General features: G+C 71.6%; 13 protein-coding genes. 11 read left to right on the forward strand and 2 right to left on the reverse strand.

The window, feature by feature from the left end; all coding sequences use genetic code 11:
* The first annotated feature begins 32 nt into the window (after positions 1-32).
* The 11 genes from ACTIGN_RS00880 (at position 33) to ACTIGN_RS00930 (ending at position 17,867) form a co-directional block, all read left to right on the forward strand.
* A complete protein-coding gene (locus ACTIGN_RS00880) occupies positions 33-2,453 on the forward strand; it encodes a transporter substrate-binding protein (RefSeq protein ID WP_439620500.1) in 2,421 nt (806 codons plus the stop codon).
* Positions 2,454-2,511: 58 nt separating this feature from the next.
* A complete protein-coding gene (locus ACTIGN_RS00885) occupies positions 2,512-4,077 on the forward strand; it encodes a SpoVR family protein (RefSeq protein ID WP_439620502.1) in 1,566 nt (521 codons plus the stop codon).
* Positions 4,040-4,516 carry a hypothetical protein gene (locus tag ACTIGN_RS00890; RefSeq protein WP_439620503.1) on the forward strand — a complete coding sequence of 159 codons (477 nt, stop codon included), beginning with the start codon at positions 4,040-4,042 and terminating at the stop codon, positions 4,514-4,516. Before ACTIGN_RS00885 ends, ACTIGN_RS00890 begins: the two co-directional genes overlap by 38 nt.
* Before the next feature lie 217 nt (positions 4,517-4,733).
* A complete protein-coding gene (locus tag ACTIGN_RS00895) occupies positions 4,734-5,516 on the forward strand; it encodes a dienelactone hydrolase family protein (RefSeq protein WP_439620505.1) in 783 nt (260 codons plus the stop codon).
* Between the two features lie 532 nt (positions 5,517-6,048).
* Positions 6,049-9,486, forward strand: coding sequence for a hypothetical protein (locus ACTIGN_RS00900; RefSeq protein WP_439620507.1), 3,438 nt, complete (start codon positions 6,049-6,051; stop codon positions 9,484-9,486).
* A 64-nt stretch (positions 9,487-9,550) separates the two neighbouring features.
* Positions 9,551-10,183: a hypothetical protein gene (locus ACTIGN_RS00905; protein WP_439620509.1), complete on the forward strand. Its 633-nt coding sequence runs from the start codon at positions 9,551-9,553 to the stop codon at positions 10,181-10,183.
* Positions 10,176-11,312, forward strand: coding sequence for an AAA family ATPase (locus ACTIGN_RS00910; protein WP_439620510.1), 1,137 nt, complete (start codon positions 10,176-10,178; stop codon positions 11,310-11,312). The genes ACTIGN_RS00905 and ACTIGN_RS00910 overlap by 8 nt, the downstream gene beginning before the upstream one ends.
* A complete protein-coding gene (locus ACTIGN_RS00915) occupies positions 11,309-12,034 on the forward strand; it encodes a hypothetical protein (protein ID WP_439620512.1) in 726 nt (241 codons plus the stop codon). The genes ACTIGN_RS00910 and ACTIGN_RS00915 overlap by 4 nt, the downstream gene beginning before the upstream one ends.
* Positions 12,031-14,781 carry a hypothetical protein gene (locus ACTIGN_RS00920; RefSeq protein WP_439620513.1) on the forward strand — a complete coding sequence of 917 codons (2,751 nt, stop codon included), beginning with the start codon at positions 12,031-12,033 and terminating at the stop codon, positions 14,779-14,781. Before ACTIGN_RS00915 ends, ACTIGN_RS00920 begins: the two co-directional genes overlap by 4 nt.
* Positions 14,782-14,784: 3 nt before the next feature.
* Entirely contained in the window at positions 14,785-17,520 is a 2,736-nt protein-coding gene (locus ACTIGN_RS00925) for a hypothetical protein (RefSeq protein WP_439620514.1), read from the forward strand.
* Positions 17,521-17,609: 89 nt separating this feature from the next.
* A complete protein-coding gene (locus ACTIGN_RS00930; RefSeq protein ID WP_439620516.1) occupies positions 17,610-17,867 on the forward strand; it encodes a hypothetical protein in 258 nt (85 codons plus the stop codon).
* A 51-nt stretch (positions 17,868-17,918) separates the two neighbouring features.
* Here ACTIGN_RS00930 and ACTIGN_RS00935 read toward each other — a convergent pair whose 3' ends face one another.
* Together ACTIGN_RS00935 and ACTIGN_RS00940 are read right to left on the reverse strand one after the other, a co-directional pair.
* Entirely contained in the window at positions 17,919-18,164 is a 246-nt protein-coding gene (locus tag ACTIGN_RS00935) for a hypothetical protein (RefSeq protein ID WP_439620518.1), read from the reverse strand.
* Between the two features lie 58 nt (positions 18,165-18,222).
* Positions 18,223-19,362 carry an endonuclease/exonuclease/phosphatase family protein gene (locus ACTIGN_RS00940; RefSeq protein ID WP_439620520.1) on the reverse strand — a complete coding sequence of 380 codons (1,140 nt, stop codon included), beginning with the start codon at positions 19,360-19,362 and terminating at the stop codon, positions 18,223-18,225.
* Positions 19,363-19,391: the final 29 nt, after the last annotated feature.

The following is a 19,391-nucleotide window of genomic DNA, read 5'->3' on the forward strand; positions in this document are numbered from 1 at the left end:
GCGACCCCCGGGAGTGTGAGACGACCAGCGAAATGTCGATCGACCCCGCCCCCCGGGGCAGCCCCTACCCGTTCCTCTCACCGCCCGCGGGACCGGACGAACTCGGCCGGCTGGGGGACTACCGCGTCCTGCGCGTCCTCGGCACCGGCGGCATGGGCGTCGTGTTCGAGGCCGAGGAGGTCGCCCTGTCCCGCCGGGTCGCCCTCAAGGTGCTGCTCCCCGAGCTGGCCCGGGACCGCGACAGCCGCGAGCGGTTCCTCCGCGAGGCCCGGGCCGCCGCCGCGGTCCAGTCCGACCACGTCGTCACCATCTACAACATCGCCGCCGGCGACGTGCCGTACCTCGCCATGCAGTTCCTCGAAGGGGAGACGGTCCAGGCCCGGATGGACCGCCAGCCGCCGCTCACCCTCCGCGAGGCGCTCGAGGTCGCCCGGCAGACGGCCCTCGGCCTGGCCGCGGCGCACGACAAGGGGCTGGTCCACCGCGACGTCAAGCCCGCGAACCTGTGGCTCGAACAGGCGCGGGGGGCCGAGCGCGGGTCCCGGGGCGACATCCTCCTGACCCCCGCCCCCCGCGGCGACGGCCCGCCCTCGGGGCCCTCGGCCCGCGCCCCGGCCGCCCCGTTCCGCGTCAAGATCCTCGACTTCGGCCTGGCCCGGCACACGTCCGGCGAGACGAACCTGACGTCGAGCGGGCTCGTCATGGGCACGCCGAACTACATGTCGCCCGAGCAGGCCGCCGGGCTCGACCTCGACGGCCGGTCGGACCTGTTCAGCCTCGGCAGCGTCCTGTACGCGATGCTCGTCGGGAACCTGCCCTTCCCCGGGAACACGGCGATGGCGGTGATGCTCGCGCTGGCGACCAAGACCCCGCCCCGCGTGGACCGCGCCAACCCGAGCATCCCCAAGGACGTGGCCGACTTCGTCGCCGCGCTGCTCAAGAAGAAGCGGGACCGCCGCCCGGCGTCGGCCCGCGACGCGGCCGCGGCGCTGGAGGTGCTCGGCGCCGCGGTCGGGGACGACGTGCCGCTGCGGCCGTGCTCCACGGGCCACACCACCGGGAACTACTTCATCGGCGAGACGGTCGCCCGGATCCCGGCCGGCCCCTCCCCCGCGTCGTCCGGGTCGGCCCCTATTTCCCCAACCAGTCGCACCGTCCGGCGGGTGCGGTGGGCGTCCCGTGCGGCGTGGGCCGCGATCGGGCTCGTCGTCCTCGCCGCGGTCGCGGTCGGGGTCCGGGGCGTGTTCCCCCCGGCCCCGCCCCCGCCCGAACCGATCCTCATCGGCGTGCTCCACTCGCAGACCGGGACCATGGCGGTCCAGGAGGGGCCGCTGATCGACGCGACCGTGTTCGCCATCGACGAGCTGAACGCGGCCGGCGGGGTGCTCGGGCGGCCGCTCCGGGCCGTCGTCGTGGACGGCAAGTCGGACCCGGCCGAGTTCCAGCGGGCCGCCGAGCGGCTCCTCGCCGAGGACCGCGTGTCGGTCATCTTCGGGTGCATGACGTCGCCGGCCCGGAAGGCCGTCATGGGGGCCGTCGAGCGGGACAACGGGCTCCTCTTCTACCCCGTCTCGTTCGAGGGGCTGGAGCAGTCGCCGCGGATCGTCTACACCGGGGCGGTGCCGAACCAGAAGCACCTCCCGGCGATCGAGTACCTGGTCAAGACGCTCGGGAAGAAGCGGCTGTTCGTCGTCGGCTCGGACCTCGTCTCCCCGCGGTGCACCACCGAGGTCGTCCGCGACCACCTGCGGGACGTGCTCCGCGACGGCGAGATCGTCGACGCCCGGTTCGTCCCGTTCGGCACCAGCGACTTCGCCGCCGTGGTCGACGCGATCGCCGCCGCGAAGCCCGACGCGATCATCAACATCCTCAACGGCGGGAGCAACTTCCCGTTCTACCGCGAGCTCCGCCGCCGGGGGGTCACCGCCGACGCGACGCCCACGCTCTCGATCACCCTGACCGAGCACGACCTGATCGGGTTCGACCCGAAGCTCGTGGCCGGCGACTACCTCGCGGCCAACTACTTCCAGGAACTCGACCGCGCGGAGAACCGCGTGTTCCTCGCCAAGGTGAAGGGGCGGTTCGGCGACCAGCGGGTGGTCACGGACAACATGACCGCGGCGTACAGCGGGGTCCACATCTGGGCGCGGGCGGCGACCCGGGCCGGCACCCCGGACCCGGTCGAGGTCCTCCGGGCCGTCGGCGGGATCGAGTTCGACGGCCCCAGCGCCCGCCTGCTGATCGACCCGGAGAACCACTACGGCTGGCGGCCGTGGCGGCTCGGGAGGATCCGCGCCGACGGCACCGTGCAGATCGTGGCGCAGGCCCCCGCGGCGGTGCGGGCCGACCCGTTCCCCGCGACCCGCACCCGCCGCGAGTGGGAGCACCTGCTGATGACCCTGTACCTGGAATGGGGCGGCCGGTGGCAGGCCCCGGGCCCGGAGCAGAAATGACACCCCGACTGGGGTATGATGGGGTATCCGACGGACGGCCGTACTCGCGGAGCGAACCATGCACCTCGGCTTCTACAACACGAACCTGCCGCCGCACCTGCGGGTGCTCAAGGACGAGATCGAGGGGTACGCCCGCGAGTACGGGCTCGACTTCTACGAGACCATCTTCGAGGTCGTGGACGCCGACGACCTGAACGAGATCGCCGCCTACGGCGGGTTCCCCACCCGGTACCCGCACTGGTCGTTCGGCATGCAGTACGAGGACCTCAAGAAGGGGTACGAGTACGGGCTGTCGAAGATCTACGAGATGGTCATCAACAACGACCCGTGCTACGCGTACCTGATGCGGTGCAACCACACCGTCGACCAGAAGCTCGTGATGGCCCACGTCTACGGGCACTGCGACTTCTTCAAGAACAACGCGTACTTCGGGCACACGACCCGGAAGATGATGGACGAGATCGCCAACCACGCGGCCCGGATCCGGCACTACGTGGAGCGGTTCGGCGAGGACGAGGTCGAGGCGTTCCTCGACAAGTGCATGTCGATCGACGACCTGATCGACATCCACTCGGTCGCCATCAAGCGCCGCGACGACCACTCGAAGTACGACTTCTCCCCCGCCCCGGCCGAGGGCGAGGCCGAGGAGTCGCACACCCGGCGGTTCAAGGCCAAGGGGTACATGGCCGACTACATCAACCCCCGCGCCACGCTCAAGGCCGAGGACGAGGAGCGGAAGCACCTCAAGGACCAGCGGGTCGCCCACTTCCCCGAGCGGCCCGAGAAGGACGTGCTCCTGTTCCTCATCGAGCACGCCCCGCTCAAGAACTGGCAGCGGGACATCCTGAGCATCATCCGCGACGAGGCCTACTACTTTTATCCTCAAGGTCAAACGAAGATCATCAACGAAGGGTGGGCGAGTTTCTGGCACTCGACGATGATGACGCAGAAGATCCTGCAACCGTCGGAGGTCATCGACTATGCTGACCACCACTCGGGGACGATGGCGACGAGTTCGCGGCGGCTCAACCCGTACAAGGTCGGCATCGAACTCCTGCGCGACATCGAGCGGCGCTGGAACATGGGCCAGTTCGGACCCGACTGGGAGAACTGCGACGACATGGAGCGGAAGCGCAAGTGGGACACCGGGGCCGGGTTGGGCCGGAAGAAGATCTTCGAGGTGCGCAAGATCCACAACGACATCACGTTCATCGATACCTTCCTGACGCCCGAGTTCTGCAAGGAGCACGGCCTGTTCTCGTTCAACTACAACGAGCCCGGCGCGAACTACGTCGTCGAGAGCCGTGAATTCCAGAAGGTCAAGCAGCGTCTCCTGTTCAGCCTCACGAACTTCGGCAAGCCGTGGATCTACGTGGTCGACGGCAACTACCGCAACCGCGGCGAACTGCTGTTGCGGCACGAACACAATGGGGTAGATTTGAAGGGGGACGAGGCGAGGGACACGTTGGCGAACGTACAGTTCATTTGGGCACGCCCTGTGCATCTCGAGACACTGTTCGACGGACAACCAACCGTCATGAGTTTTGACGGAACCGACCACACGCAACAAGCCATCGGAGGGACCAATGACGCTTCCCGAAACGCTCCTTCCAAAGTTAAGTGAGTGGCGGCCCGCCGGCGCGGGGCGGCACAGTTGGGCGGAGGCGTTTCCGGCAGCGGGCTGGGACGTCCGGGTCGCCGCCGACAAGGCCGACTCGCTCTCGTGCCTCGTGTGGGAGGTCGCACTGACCCGCACCGCGGCGCCCCCGGCCGGCCTGACGGTCGCGACCTGGGCGGCGGCCGTCGCCGCACGGGTCGGCGGGCTCATGGAGCCCCTGAAGGTCCACGAGATCGACGCCGCCCGCGACGAGGCGGTGCTCCGCAGCGTCGCGCCGGCCAAGAAGGCCGACAACCTCGCGTACTACGAGGTCTGGTTGCAGGGCACGACCGAGGCGGTGCTGCGGCGGTTCACCGCGAGCAAGGCCGAGCCCGGCCGCGACCAGGTCGCGTTCGCCCTCACGCACGAAACCATCGCACGGGTCGCGGGCGACGTCGCCGGCTGAGCCGCGCCCGCACAGCACCTGGACGGGACCGCTACACTGAGTGTGGCGGTCCCGTCCGCGTTTCGGGGCCGCGCTTGACCCCACCCCGGGTCGGGTTGATCTGTAGCCGGCCTCTGTGAGGCCGGGCGGTTGGGAATCCCCAGGCACCGGCCTCACAGAGGCCGGCTACAGTCAGCAATCAACCCAACTCGGACCCACCCCGCGAGGGAACCGCACCATGCTCCGCACCGCACTCGCAGTCGCGGCCGCCGCACTGCTCGCCGGCCCCGCACCGGCGGCCGTCGTCACCAGGGTGGTCGAGTACGACCACGACGGCACCAAGCTCAAGGGCCTCCTCGCCTACGACGACGCGCTGAAGGGGAAGCTCCCCGGCGTCCTCGTCGTCCACGAGTGGTGGGGGCTCGACGACTACGCCCGCGACCGGGCCAAGCAGCTCGCGGGCCTCGGGTACGTCGCGTTCGCCTGCGACATGTACGGCGAGGGGAAGACGGTGAACCACCCGGACGACGCCCGCAAGATGGCGACGACCGTCCGCGAGAACGTCAAGGCGTGGCGCGGCCGGGCCGAGACCGGGCTGAAGCAACTCGCCTCGCAGCCGAACGTCGATCCCGCCAAGCTCGCGGCGATCGGGTACTGCTTCGGCGGCAGCACCTGCCTACAACTGGCTTACGCGGGGGCGGACCTCAAGGCCGTCGCCACGTTCCACGCGGCGCTGCCGGCACCGACGGCCGACGAGGCGAAGGCGATCAAGCCGACGCTGTACCTCGCCCACGGGGCCGACGACCCGTTCGTCCCCGAGAAGGCGGTGACCGCGTTCAAGGAGCCGCTCGACGCGGCCAAGGTGAAGTACACGTTCGAGGCGTTCCCCGGCGTGGTCCACAGCTTCACCGTGCCCGCGGCCGACAAGCACATGATCAAGGGGATGAAGTACGACAAGGCGGCCGACGAGAAGTCGTGGGCCGCGATGCTCGCGCTGTTCAAGGACACCCTCGGGAAGTGAGGCGAGCCACGCCCGCCCGTCGCGCCGTGTGTTTTTGCCCTCCCCTTGGTGGGGGAGGGTGGCGAGGCTCTGTGAGCCGGGTGGGGGACGCGGGACGAGGTGTTCACGCCTCCCCCACCCGCCACTCGAGGACTCGTGGCGACCGCCTCCACCAGGGGAAGGTCAAACACACCTGTACGGATCAACCGGACTTGGCGCGACTCGCCACTCGTTCAACTGCGGACCGCCGGTTCGGTGACGAGTTCGTCCGGAGTTCGCCCGTTCGGGCCGAGCCATTAAGTACCTCCAGGCACTAACGGTAAACAACGGACACATCTGACTTTACAACTCGGCCAGTTGCTCAAATTGAAATTTGTCCGCAAGAATTATGTTGATTTGGCGAAATCGGAGTTCATCGGCGAGGGGTGGCGCGGGCGCGCCGAATCAATGAGAGCGCCCCGAGACTTGGCGTTGCCCGCCCGGCGGTTTCAAGCTCTAATCCTGCCCGGTGCCGCCGGACGCGGCCCGACCCGCACGCTGCAGGACGCCGAGCATGTCTGACCCCGCGACGCCCGCCCCCAGCGCACCCCAGCCCGCCGCCCGCCGCAAGTGGCGGTTCAAGCTCATCGGCCCGCTCGCGGTGCTGCTCCTCGCGGTGTGGTTCGCCCCGGCCGTCGTCGCGAAGACATCACTCCGCAACCGCATCGCCCGGTCCGCCGCGGGCGACCTGAACGGCTCTCTGGACATTGGCGACGCCTCGCTCGGCTGGTTCTCGAACGTCGAACTCCGCGGGGTCACCCTCACCGACCCGCAGGGCCGCGTCGTCGCGCACGTCCCGAAGGTGACCGTCGGCCGCACGCTCGTAGCGCTGATCCGCGACCACGGCGACCTCGGCGAGATCGTCGTCACGGGGCCGGTCGTCGAGGTCGTCTGCGAGAAGGACACGAGCAACCTCGAAACGGTTCTCCAGAAACTGATCGCCGACACCACCCCGCCGTCGAGCGCCCCGCGCACGCCGATCAACCTGCGGGTGGTGGACGGCACGCTCACGGTCCGCGACGCCGACACGGGCCGGTTCAGCGAGTTCCGCGACATCGACGCCGCGGTGAGCGTTCCCGCGGCGCGGTCCGAGCCGGTCGCGATCACGTTGACGGCGAACGCGCCGACCCGGGTGGAAGTCGAGGCGTCGATCGGCGAGCCGAGCCGCGTGCGGGTCGCGACGAGCGACTTCGCCCTGGAGGCGCTCGCCCCCCTGCTCCGCCGCGCCGACCCGAAGCTCGCCGTCGCCGGCGCGCTCACCGCGGACCTCACGGTCGTTGTCGGTGCGGGGGCCGGCAGCGTTGACGGCACGCTTGGCGTGAAGGGGCTCGTGGTCACCGCCCCGGCGCTGGCCGGGGACACCCTCCGCCTCGCGAGCGCCGACCTCCCGGTGCGCGCGTCGGTGAGCGGCGGCACGCTCCGCGTCGAGCGCGCCGCGCTGACGTGCGACCTGGGAACGGTCCGCGTCGCCGGCACCTTCGACCCCGAGTCGCTCGACAAGCTCCTCGACCGCCCCGGGGTCCAACTGGACGCGAGCGTGGACATCGCGAAGCTCGCCGCGGTGCTTCCGAAGGTGCTCCAGATCCGCCCGGGAACGGAGGTCCGCGAGGGCCGCGTCGCGCTCAGCGTCGAGAGCCACGCCGACGCCGGCGGGACCGCGTGGAGCGGCAGCGTCACCACGTCGGCCCTGAAGGCGGTCCGCGGCGGGCAGGAGTTCCGCTGGGACGAGCCGCTGGCGGTCGAGTTCGTCGGCCGGGCCAGGGCCGGCGCGTTGCCCACCTTCGACAAGCTCGTGTGCAAGTCGGACTTCATCGCCGTGAACGCCAAGGTGACCGGCGACTCGGTGCGGGCCGCGGCGAACGTGTACCTCGACCGCCTCTCGGACCGGCTGTCAGAGTTCGTGGACCTCGGCGGCGTGGACCTCCAGGGCGAGGCCGCCGCGTGGGTGGTCGCGTCGCGGAGCGCCACGAACGACTTCAAGGCCGAGGCGGGCGTCGAGCTGAAGCAGTTCGCCTGCCTCGACCGCACCGGCAAGGGGCTCCGCGAGCCGGCGCTCAAGCTGCACCTCACGGCCACCGGGACGGCGACCGACGCCGGGCACGTGACCGTGTCGACCGCCAAACTGACCGGCACCGCCGGCGGCGACGAACTCGACCTCGCGCTCCTCGAGCCGATCGCCGACGCGAGGCGACTCGGCACCGGCAAATTCGACGCGAGGGCGTCCGGCGACCTGGGCCGCTGGAAGAAGCGGGTCGGGGCGGTGGTGCCGACGCTCAACGGCTACCAGATGGGCGGCGCGGCGACCGCCCGCGGCACGGTGCGGCTCGCGCCCGACGCGCTGCACGTCGATCAACTGTCGCTGAGCATCGAGAACGCCAGGTTCCGGGGCGCGGGCCTCGACATCGACGAGCCGAAGATGGCGGCGGTCGCGGACCTGACGGTGAACACGAAGGCCGGCACCACGACGTTCGACAACTTCACGATCACGTCGGCCCCGCTCAGCGTCGCCCGCGGGAAGCTCGTCATCGAGGCCCCGCAGGTCGGGCCGACGGTCGTGTACGGCGGCGGGCCGGCGGCGGCGAACCTGAACCGCCTCGGCCGCACGCTCGGCATGTTCGCCGACGCGCCCGGCCCGACCTCGGTGTACGGCCGGGCCACCGGGCCGATCCAGTTCCGCTACTCGGGCGACGTGACCACGTTCAACGGGCAGCTCGACGTGACCAACTTCTTCCTCGGGCTCCGGGCCGACCCGGCCTGGGCCGAGCCGGCGATGCGGGTCGAGGCCGACGGCTGGTACACCCAGTCCACCGACACGGTCGCGCTGAAGGCCGCGAAGGTCGAGCGGCCCGGCCTGGCGCTCGCCGCGGCGGGGAGCATCGGCCGGTTCGAGACGACCACCGACGCGAACTTCGCCGGCACGGTCACCTACGACTACGCGAAGCTCACCCCGAAGCTCCGCGAAGCGTTCGGGCCGAACTTCACGATCACGGGCACCGGGACGAAGCCGGTCACCTTCGCCGGGAGCCTCACGCCGCCGGTGACGCCCGGGGCCAAGGTGCCGCCGTCGGTGCTCGCGGCCGCGACCGGCGACTTCGGCCTCGGGTGGGACTCGCTCCAGACGCACGGGTTCGCGATGGGGCCGGGCGCGCTCCGGGCGAAGCTCGCGAACGGCGTCGCCCAGTTCGCGCCGGTCAGCGGGACGTTCGGCGGCGGGAAGGTCGCGGTCCACCCGACCGCCCGGTTCGTCCCCGCCCCCGGCGAGTTGACGCTCGCCAAGGGGCTCGTCGTGGACCGCGCCAAACTCACGCCCGCGGTGTGCGCCGGGGCCATCGGGTACGCCCTCCCGGCGGTCGCCAACTCCGGGAAGGCCGAGGGCGAGGTGTCGTTCGTGCTCGACGACAACCGGGTGCCGCTGAACGACCCGCAGCAGGCCACGGTCCGCGGCAACCTGATCGTCCACAAGGCGACGGTGACGGGCGGGCCGGTCATCACGGAGGTCGCGAAGCTGCTCGGGGCCGACAGCGGCACCATGACGCTCGCGAACGAGCAGACGGTCCCGGTGCGGGTCGAGCGGGGCCGCGTCCACCACGAGAACCTGAACATCAAGGTCGGCGGGTACATCGTCAAGACGACCGGCTCGGTCGGGTTCGACAACACCCTCGACCTGGTGGCCGACGTGCCGATCCCCGGCGGGCTCCCGGGGTTCAAGAACGCGCCGGCGCTCGCGAAGGCGATGACCGGGAAGCGCGTCACGGTCCCGATCAAGGGGACGCTCGCGGCCCCCGCCCTGGACCAGAAACAGTTCCAGGCCGCCGTCGCGAAGCTCGCCCAGAGCGTCGCCAAGGAGGTCGGCCAGGCCGCGCTCCAGAAGGAACTGGACAAGGCGTTCCCCGGGTTGATCCCACCGGGCAACACCGGCGGGAGCGTGTTCTTCCCGTTCCCGCGAAAGTGACCTCCCCCTCACTGCGGGCGCCCGGGTTTCGTGCTACCATGGCCGGGACCCGAGACGCACCGCCATGCCGACGTTCCGCGACTGGCTCGAACGCACCCTCTCGCTCGGCGAGTCCGTTCTGGACGCGCCGGCGGCGCTGCTCCCGGCTCACCACGCCGACGTCGACGAACTCCTGCGCGCCGCGTTCGCCACGCACGCGCTCGACGTCGCCGGCCCGCCGCTGACCTTCGATGCCGCAGCCGCACGCGACGCGGCCGTCGCGCTGGCGCGGGCGTGCTGGTTTCTTGTGCGGCCGCCGGAAGACACCTCACCCGTCACGCTGACGCTGGCCGCGAACCCGTCGCCCGCGGCGCACCTGTCGGCCGACGTCGCACTGCGACTCCTGCCCGCCGTTCACCGCCGCGCCCGCCTCCGCGAACCCGGCGGCGTTCTCGCGCGTCTGATCGAAGCACTGCTGCGCGAGTGGCCCCTGTCGGGCGTGCTGGCGGACCTGAACGGCGCGCCCACATCCGCCCCCGAGTTCGGCGGCCACGCGGGGCTGCAACTGCTCTACGCCGAGCGGCTCGCCACAACCGGCGGCCGCGCCGGCTGGGTGCCTGTCTCGTCACCGGCGAGGGACCGGGCCGAGCGGGTCTATCATGGCTTGGGCAAGCCGCTACCCGCCGCGCCGCCCGAGGAGCCGGAGCCACATGCCTGACGCCCCCGCGGACCGCCTCCGCCAGTACGCGACCGACGCCCTGAAGGGCCGGTTCGTCGGCCGCGACGAGGTGATCGACCTGATCGCGCTCGCCGTGGTCGCGGGCGAGCACCTGTTCCTGTACGGCCCGCCCGGCACGGCCAAGTCGCTCCTCGTCCGCGAGTTCGCCGGGGCCGTGCGGTGCCGGTACTTCGAGTACCTCCTCACGCGGTTCTCGGAGCCGAACGAGCTGTTCGGGCCGGTCGACCTCGCCCGCCTGCGGGACGGCGTCGTCGCGACGGTCACCACCGGGATGCTGCCCGAGGCCGAGTTCGCGTTCCTCGACGAGCTGTTCAACGCCAACAGCGCGATCCTCAACAACCTCCTGACGGTGCTGAACGAGCGGGTCTACCGCCGCGGGGCCGAGACCCACCGGCTCCCGCTCCTCAGCGTGTTCGCGGCGTCGAACCACCTCCCGGAGGACGACGCGCTCCAGGCGCTCTTCGACCGCTTCCTGCTCCGGTGCAAGGTGGACGCGCTGCCGGCGGCGCAGCTCCCGGGGCTGCTCGCAGCGGGGTGGGCCATCGAGCGCGACGGGAAGCACCGGACCGAGAGCCCCAACGCACCCACCGCCGACGACCTCCGCGACCTCGCCCGCCGCACGAAGGCCGTGGACCTCGCGGTCGTGCTGGAGCCCTACGCCGACGCCGTCACGAAGGTCCGCGACCTCGGCGTGGCGCTGTCGGACCGGCGGGCGGTGAAGGTGCTGAAGCTGGTCGCGGCGTCGGCGGTGATGTGCGGCCGCACCGCGGCGAACCCGTCCGACCTGTGGGTGCTGCGGTACGTCTGGGACCGGGCCGAGCAGATCGGGCCGCTCGGGACGCTCGTGTCGGGCGTCCTCGAACGCGCCCCGGACGCCGACCGGCCGCACGCCCGCGCCCGCCGGCCCGAATCGGTGGACGCCGATTCGCTGGCGGGCGAGTTGGAAACCGCCGATCGCGAACTCGCGGCCGGACTGAAGCTCGTCGAACTGGCCCGGCTCCGCGAGCGGGTGCAGGCCGTCGCCGACCGCGCCTCGTGGGTCGCCGATTCGGCCGCACGCTCGCACCTTCTGGGCCGCTCCGCGAAGCTCCTGGAGAAGCTCGGATGACGCCCGTCGACCGGTGGCGCGACGTCGTCGCGGCCCGCATCCCCGCCGAACACCTCGACTCGCTCGCGCCCGTCCGCGACCGCAGCGGCGTCCGCGTTCACGCGACCGGCGCGACCACGTGGATTCGCTGGCCGGCCGGGAGCGCCGACGTGGTGCGGTGCCTGCTGCCGGTGCCGGGTGTGACGTTCTTCACGCACCTTCGCGGCGTGTGGCGCAAGCTCGGGAGCACGCTGCCGACCTCCGACGTGCCGCCCGAGGGCGACGGCCTGCCGGTCGCGGCCGTGCTGGTGCCGGGGCGCTTCGAGGCCGCGCCGCCGCGCGAAGCGACCCGCCCCGCGGTCCTGGGAATTGTTCGCGGCGGCGAACCGCGACCCGCGACCGCCCTCGTCTGCCCGGTCGAATCGCTGGTGCAGTGGGCCGACGTCGCGACCACCGCCGAACTCGCGGCCGTTCGAGCGGCCCGCTGCGGCGACCGGGCGGTCCTGCTCGGTCCGCGGCTCCCGTCGCTCGCCGGAGCGGTCCGGTTCTGGGGCACGACCGTCCTCGTTCCCGTGGGGTTCCGGCCCGATCCCGAGCTACCGCCGGCGGCGCTGCGCGAGGCGTGCGGGGCCGAACCGGACGAGCTTCTCCTTCTGGACGAGGCGGGTGCGGAAGTGGTCCCGAAGGGCGCGTTCGAGCCGCTGACGCGGGCCGGGGTGCGGCTCGGGGCGGCGCCGTCATGAACAGCCTCGACCGCGCCGACGCGTACCTCACCGTTCCGCGGGCCTACGCCGAGGCGCTCGGCATCCGCTGGGGCCGCGGCCGCGACGCCATCGAGCGGCACGACGAGAGCGTCCTCGCGTTCGCCGAGGAACTGCGGTCGATCCTCGACGGCGTGTTCGCCGCACCGCAGGTGCCTCCGTTCGCGTTCGTGCTGGCGGTCCTGGACGCGATGAAGCGCGACCGCGGCCCGGGCCTCGCCCCGCTCCGGCGGGCGTTCGAGGCGACCCGCGGCGGGGTGGGCCGGCGGAACGTCGGGCTCCTGGCCGCCGAGTTGTGCCGCGGGCTGCCCGGCAGCGTCGCCGGTGTCTCGACCGACGACATCGCGGCGGCGCTGCAGTGCCTGCGGATGTACGGCGAGCACGCCCGGACCGCCCCGGAGGAGCCGCCACTCACGCCCGACGAGTTCGACCGCTACGTCGCCTCGCGACTGGTGCGACTCACCGACGACGACCTGAGGCAGTGGCTCACGCACGGCACCGGCCCGAGCGCCGCTTACGAGAAGCTCGCGGAAGAAGCCGAAGCGCTGCCGGCCCGCGTGGCCCGGCTGCTGGCGCTCGCGCGGAAGCGGCAGCGGCTCGTGGGCGCGGCGGTGCTGGTGCCGGCGCTCGACGCGGGGCTGACGCTCCCGCCGCGCCGCCGCTCGCCCGACGCGCCGCCGCAGGGCGGGTACTGCGACGTGACCACCCGCGGCGAGCCCGAGCAACTGCTGCCGACGCAGTTCGCCCTCGACCCGGACGAGTTCATCCGCCGGTTCGCGTCGCACGAACTGCTCTACTTCCAGAAGGAAGAACCGCACCAGCCGGCGGTGCCGGAGCGCGTGATCGTACTCGACCAGGGGGTGCGAACCTGGGGCAGCGTGCGGCTCGCACTCGCCGCGGCGGCGCTCTCGCTCCTCGCGCCGCGGGCGAAGCGGTGCGCGTCGGTGAAGTTGCACGCGACGTCGGCCCGTGGGCCGGTCGACGTGACCGGCCCGGAGCCCGAAGCGGTCGCCGAGGTGCTCGAAGCGAGCGACCTCACGCCCGACCCCGCGGCGTGCCTCGCCCGGGCGCTCCGCGACCCCGACGCCGGCACCGGTCCGCGAGACGTCATCCTGTTGACGCACCCGCGGAGCGTTCCCGGCCTGTCGGTATCCGACGAGCTTGAGCAGCGGCCCGGGGACCGCGTGTTCGCCCTCGCGGTGGACGACCGCGGCCGCGCCGAACTGAGCCAGTGGACCGCCGGGGGCGTCGCGACGATCCGCACGTTCCGCGTCGATCTCGACGCCGCCGAAGCGGCGCGGCCCGACGAAGAACTCGGCGCGCCGCGGCCGGTCTTCGGGGCGGTCAGCGAGTGGAACGGGCCGGTCGAGCCGGTGCCGTTCCCGTTCCGCACGGGGCTGGTGGCCGAGCCGCACCAGTTCGGGTTCGACGCCGATTGCGAGTGGTGCGTCATCGCTGGCGCGAACGGCGTGCTGCACGGCCTCGCTCTCGACGGCTCGGCCCCGGAGGTGCTCCCGCGGGCGGTTCACGGCGGCACCACACTCCAGGAGGTCGATGCCGTCCTCGGCATAACCGGCGGCGTGGTCGTGTGCGGGCGGATCGGCCCCGCGGGCCGCCGGGAGCAGATCGCGGCGTATTACGACCGCACGACGCGCACGGTCACGGTCCACGCGCTCGGCCCGGCGCTCCACGACGCGCGGTGGTACGCCTACCCGGACCTGCACTGCATTGCCGTGCGGGCGGACACCGTCACCGGCTGTGCGCTGGACCTCGGGACGAGCGGCCGGTCCCCCGACCTGATGGGCGGTTCGTCGGAACTCGTGAGCCGCGCGCGCGTGGCCTGGGCGCGTTCCGCAACGGGCGACACGCCGCCGCACAACTTGCCCCTCATCACCGCGTCGGTCGATCCCGCGAAGCCCGTCGCCGGTCAACCGTTCCTGGGGATCGCTCGGACCGCCTGCCGCGTGCGGTACGCCGACCCGGAGTGGCCGACGGTGTGCGAGCCGCTTAACGACGGGAAGCCGCTGCTCGAAGGGGCGACCGTTCACCGGGCGCAGCTCGCGGGTTCGGTCCTCGCTCTCGCACTGGTGAAGGGGTCCGACCGCAAGCTCGTGCTGCTCCGCGGGCCGGACGGGAACGTGATCGGCGAGGTCACGCACCCGGCCCGCAACGCCTTCGCGCTCTCGGCCGACGGCCGGTTCCTGGCGCGACGCGACGCGGTGCGGTCGGTGATCGTCTCCGCGACGAGCGATGTGAGCCGGGCGCTCGCCACGGCCCCGCACGCGGCGCTGCACAACGCCCTCGACGTTCGCCTCGACGCCGAGCCGTTCCGCCTCGTCGTCGCCATCGGGACGTTCGCGCACACGTTCCGCGTCTCCAACGGCGAACTGCGCTACTCGCTCGCGCTGGGGTGGGACAACTTCCCCGAGCCGAAGGTGCCGCTGCCAGCGAGCGCCCGCACGTTCGCCGCTGTGGAGTACGACCCGGCACGGTTCCCGGTCGGCGAGGGGGCCGCGGCCGGTGCGTGGCGGGCCGTCCTCGACCGGCTCGGGCAGGTGCTGCTGTTCGCGAGGGGCGAACTCGTCGCGGCGTTCAGCGTGCGGCGCGAGCGGGCCGCGGCGTGGCTCCCGGGCGGCGTGTTCTGGGGCACCACGGCGCTCATCGGCGGCCCCGCGACGCCGAACGCCGAGAAGATTTTCGCCAAGGCCATCGAAGCGGCGGGGAGGTGAAGCGTGGACGTCCCCTTTCGACTGACGCGGCGCGACGCACCCGCACCGGCCGATGCGTTCCTGCTGCTCGCAACCGACGCGAGGGAGTTGGCGATGGCGTGCGCCTGTTTGGGTGCGAACGTGCCGGCTGTGTTCGCGGTCCGCGGCGGGTTCGTGCTGGTGCCGCCCGCGGGCCACGACGCGCGCCACGTTCCCGGCGCGATCGCCCTGCGGCGATTGATGGGCGACCTGCTGATCCCCGCCGACGCGGAACTGGTACCAGCGCTGCTCCCCGACGAGGCGGCCGCACTCACGCAGGCCCGCGGCCTCGTCGTACTTCCCGGCGGTGAGGTGCTGGCGTTCGACCCGCAACCGCTGCGCGTCACGCAGTGGCTGCGGCCGGTCGTTGTCCGGCGCGACGACTGGCAACCGTTCCCGCCCCGACCGCTCCGCCCCGACACGCTCACCGTGATCGAGCGCCCCGCCCCGCCCGCGGGGTTGATGGATGCGCTCGGTGCGGGCGCGCCCGACGACGCGGAACCGCTCGGCACCGGGTCGGGACAGGGCATCCCCGACGACGCGCGACCTCCGGGTGCGAACTCGGCGATGACCCGGTTCACCGCGAGCGGCAAGCTCGCCGTCGGCGGGTTCCTCGCATGGGTCGGGCGGCAACTCGGTTCGGCCGGTCTCGCGAAACTCGGCGGCGACTTGGCCCGGAGGGCGCTCGAAGCGGTCCCGCGGCTCAGCGAGAAGGTGCTCGGCGACCAGGAGGCGGCGCTCCGCGAGGTGCTGCGTCAGCTCCAATCGGGCGACATCGAGAAGGGGCTCCGCCGCGCGCCGGCCGCGGTCGCCGACCCGAACCAGCCGGCCCGCGTCGGAACGAACGCCCACCTCGGCAACCGCGACCCGCGGTACTCCCTCCGCGACCTGATCGGCTCCGGCGGCGGCCCCGCGACGGCGTGGCTCGGCGGCGGCGACGTGTGGAACGAACTCGCGAAGGTGTACCGGCAGCTCGCGGAGGACGCCACGAGGCGCGGCGACTTCCGCCGGGCCGCGTACATCTACGGGGTGCTGCTCCGCGACCTCCGCAGTGCCGCGAACGTGCTCCTCGCCGGCGGCCTGTGCCGCGACGCCGCCCTGCTCTTCCGCGACCGGCTGAACGACCCGCTTGCCGCGGCGGACGCCTTCGAGCGGGCCGGCGACACCGACGAGGCGGTACGGCTGTACGAGGCGTACGAGCACTTCGAGCGGGCCGCGGACCTGCTCCTGCGGATCGGCGACGAGGCCCGTGCGCTCCTCTTCCACACCCGTGCCGCCGAACAACTCGCCCGCCGCGGGCACTTCCTCGCCGCCGGCCTCCTGATGCGGAACCGGGCCGGCCGCCGCGACCTCGCGCTCTCCTACTTCCGCCGCGGCTGGGAGGGTATCACCGCCGAGAACGTGACGTGCGGCGAGCGGTTGATCGACGAGCACCTCGCCGCCGACGACCTGCCCGCCACGAAGGCGTTGCTCGCCGAAGCCGAGGCTGTTCTCGCCGACCGACCGAGCGACACCGGCCGGTTCTTCAACTACGCGATCGGCGTCGGGAAGGACTTCCTCCCGGCCGAACTGCGCGACGACATCTCCGATCATGTGCGACTGATGTTCGCGGCGCACCTTCGCGCGGCCGGCAGAGGTCACGAGGGCTCGCGACTCGCGAACGAACTGTTCGGGCACAACCCGGTGTGGTCCGGTCCGGTGGTGCGCGACGCGGGCTTCGCCGTCCGCGAGAAGGACCGCCGCCCCGTGCCGCCGGCCGCACCGTCGCACCCGCCGCCCGTGAAGCTCGCGAGCGGCACCGTGACCGCCGTGGCCGTCGCCCGCGGCACGTTCGACATCGTCGTCGCGACCACCGAAGCGATCGTGATGTGGCGCGTCAACGAGGGCCGAGTTGTGCCGCTCGGTGACGAGGGGGATCACCCCGCCACCGCGCTGTCGGTCGGTGCCCAAGGGCAGGTCGTGTTCGCTCTCCGAGAGCTGGGCGACGCGGTCAAACTCACGTCGTTCAGGGCGGACGGCACCTCCTCGTTCACGCGAATCTCTGAAACGACCGAGGAGATCGGGGGTGACTATCACCTCCAGCCTTCGGTCACCGGGCCGCCTTCGAGTTACGGACTGGTGCTCGCGGGGGCGTCTCAGCGGTGTTGCTTCAGCAGCCTCGTGATGGTTCCTGGAACTCAACACCCATTTCGCGCCGACGGCCCGCGGACTTGTCTCCTCGTGGAAGCACCGGGCGGAGCCGCCTGGGACTGGTCGGACGGATCGATTCACCACCTGAACCACGGCTCATCGCCGCCTGATGAGACACAGTGGGTCGAACCCTGGAAACCTGCCCACGGGGACGAAACCCTGCCGGCCCCGTGCATCGACTGGCTGACCCCGGAGCCGGGAACGCTCGAAGTCACTGGGATCGACGCGGAAGGGTTCCTGCGGTGGGCTGAGTTTCGTGTGAACGACCCCGCAAAGCCGACGAAGCGTCATGCAATCGCACCCAGCGAGGATTACATTGCGGCGTGCCTGACGGGGCCGGGGGCGGTCGCGGGGGTCACGCGGCAGAACGAGGTGCAGTGGTTCCGGCTCGTCGGCACGCGGCTCGACGTGGTCGCGTCGGTCAGGCTGAACGTGCCCACGCCGGTCGTCGCGCTCGTCGCCCGGCCCACCCACAACGAAGTCGTTGCGATCCTCGCCGACGGGTACGCGGTGCGGGTCGGCCGGCCGTAAGTGCGGGGGGCCGGCACGCCGGTTGCATAGGGTACGCGGAGCGCCTGGGCATTCGGACGTCCAGGGTTCTCCCGCAGACCGGAGCTATCATGACGACCACCGCACGCGCCCTTGCCGACCAGGTGCGTGAGGCGCGCCGGAGCGCCTGGAGCAAGAGCGATCACGCTACCGCCATCGTGCAGACCGAGCAGCTCAACCCGGAGGACACCAAGGTCGTTCGGCAAATCGTTGCCGACGCCGGGTACCAGGGCGAGGAGCTGGAACAGATGGTGAAGCAGGTTTCCGATCTGGTGATCGGCACCGTCGAGGCGCTCGCCGATGACATGCCCGCGACCGGTGGCGACTGAACGAACACGGGGCAGGTTCTGACACCTGCCCCGGCGGTCACGTCATCGAACTCAACTCACCCCGGCGTTCTTCTGGGGTGACTCTCCACTTTCATGAGCCCGAGCTGCGGCGGCCTGGACCCGGGCGTGAATGTCTTGGTGGTCGCCGATCACCTGCACCCGGCGGCCGTCCGGCGAGATGACCGTTGCGGTCCCGGGCCGCGGGCCGGGCACCACGGCGGTCTGCGCGTCGGCGTCGATCATCACGTCGCACTTTGGGTTCTCGGCGTCTTCCAACCGCAACTGGGGCGCTGCCATGACTGTCTCCTGAGGGGAAGAACAGCCGTGAGCAGGCAAATGGTGTGCCCCGGGACGACTACGGTGCGACCTTGAGCGTCACCATCACCGGGAAGTGGTCGCTGAACCCGCGGCCGACGGCGTTGTCGTTCGCCGAGCCGAACCGCCACGGCCGCCGGCCCTTCGACCCGGCCCGGATCAGCCCGTCGGTCGGCACCTGCACCGAGTCCACCACGCAGCCCCAACCGGTTGTGTCGATCAACCCCGGCGACACGACGATGTGGTCGTAGATCAGCGGCTTGCTGTAGTAGTGCGTCCCGAACTCCTCCGGCGACTTGCCCGAGAGCAGCCCGAGCAGCACCGGTGGGTTCGCGTCGGCCGTCACCAACTTCGGGTCGGCGACGACGTGCAGCGTCTTCGCAACGGAGTCCGAATCGGGCGTGTCGTTGAAGTCCCCGCACACGAGGAAGTCGACCCTCGGGTTCTCCTTCAGCTCGCGGCAGAACTCGTCGTAGATCGTTTGGGCGTACCCGTCGCGGCCGGTCCCCTCCTTGCCGGTCCCCTTGTCGGTGAGCTGCGAGGTCCAGTGCGACGCGACCAAGGACAAGTTCTTTCCGTTTACCGTGACGGTCGCCTCCAGGATGCGCCGCCGGCTGCCGAGGAGCCGCCCGCCGCTGAGGGGGTACCGCGAGATGACGCACGGGGCGATGTGCCGGCCCGAGTCCAGCTCCTTCATGATCACCTGGTCGTACTTCGCGGCGTCGGCCGGGAGGCCGGCGTTGAGCGCCTGTTGGAGCAGTTCCGCGGCCCGGTAGCTCTCGATCTCGTTGCCGACGATGACGTCCGGGCCGATCCCGCCGTTCTGCTTGAGGAGCCACGCGGCGAGCTTGTGGTACTTCGCCACCCGGTCCTCGGGCTTGAGGATGAACCAGGCGTCGTACTCCTCATCGACCTGTCGCCGGTTGTTGTCCACGTCGTCGAACAGGTTCTCCATGTTCCAGTGGCACAGGAGGACGGTCTTCGAGCCCTCGGGGAACGAGCCGCTCTCGTGCGGCGGCGGGGCGTGCTGCCGGTCGCGGGCGCAGTTGACCCCGAGGAGCACGAGGCCCGCGAACGCCGCGATGACGGCGAGCGCGGCCCGGGCCTTCCACGGCAGCTTCAGGAACGCGGCGAGTGCCTGCTGGGCGGCCTGCGAGTTGCGGTCCGAGTTCCTCGCCATGAGTCGCTCCACGTGTAATTCTCCCGAGT

The sequence above is a fragment of the Gemmata sp. genome (genome assembly GCF_051859125.1).
Lineage (GTDB): Bacteria > Planctomycetota > Planctomycetia > Gemmatales > Gemmataceae > Gemmata.

Coding starts and splice junctions, on each gene's coding strand:
- ACTIGN_RS00880 (WP_439620500.1), top strand. CDS start 33: ATGTCGATCGACCCCGCCCCCCGGGGCAGCCCCTACCCGTTCCTCTCA.
- ACTIGN_RS00885 (WP_439620502.1), top strand. CDS start 2,512: ATGCACCTCGGCTTCTACAACACGAACCTGCCGCCGCACCTGCGGGTG.
- ACTIGN_RS00890 (WP_439620503.1), top strand. CDS start 4,040: ATGACGCTTCCCGAAACGCTCCTTCCAAAGTTAAGTGAGTGGCGGCCC.
- ACTIGN_RS00895 (WP_439620505.1), top strand. CDS start 4,734: ATGCTCCGCACCGCACTCGCAGTCGCGGCCGCCGCACTGCTCGCCGGC.
- ACTIGN_RS00900 (WP_439620507.1), top strand. CDS start 6,049: ATGTCTGACCCCGCGACGCCCGCCCCCAGCGCACCCCAGCCCGCCGCC.
- ACTIGN_RS00905 (WP_439620509.1), top strand. CDS start 9,551: ATGCCGACGTTCCGCGACTGGCTCGAACGCACCCTCTCGCTCGGCGAG.
- ACTIGN_RS00910 (WP_439620510.1), top strand. CDS start 10,176: ATGCCTGACGCCCCCGCGGACCGCCTCCGCCAGTACGCGACCGACGCC.
- ACTIGN_RS00915 (WP_439620512.1), top strand. CDS start 11,309: ATGACGCCCGTCGACCGGTGGCGCGACGTCGTCGCGGCCCGCATCCCC.
- ACTIGN_RS00920 (WP_439620513.1), top strand. CDS start 12,031: ATGAACAGCCTCGACCGCGCCGACGCGTACCTCACCGTTCCGCGGGCC.
- ACTIGN_RS00930 (WP_439620516.1), top strand. CDS start 17,610: ATGACGACCACCGCACGCGCCCTTGCCGACCAGGTGCGTGAGGCGCGC.
- ACTIGN_RS00935 (WP_439620518.1), bottom strand. CDS start 18,164: ATGGCAGCGCCCCAGTTGCGGTTGGAAGACGCCGAGAACCCAAAGTGC.
- ACTIGN_RS00940 (WP_439620520.1), bottom strand. CDS start 19,362: ATGGCGAGGAACTCGGACCGCAACTCGCAGGCCGCCCAGCAGGCACTC.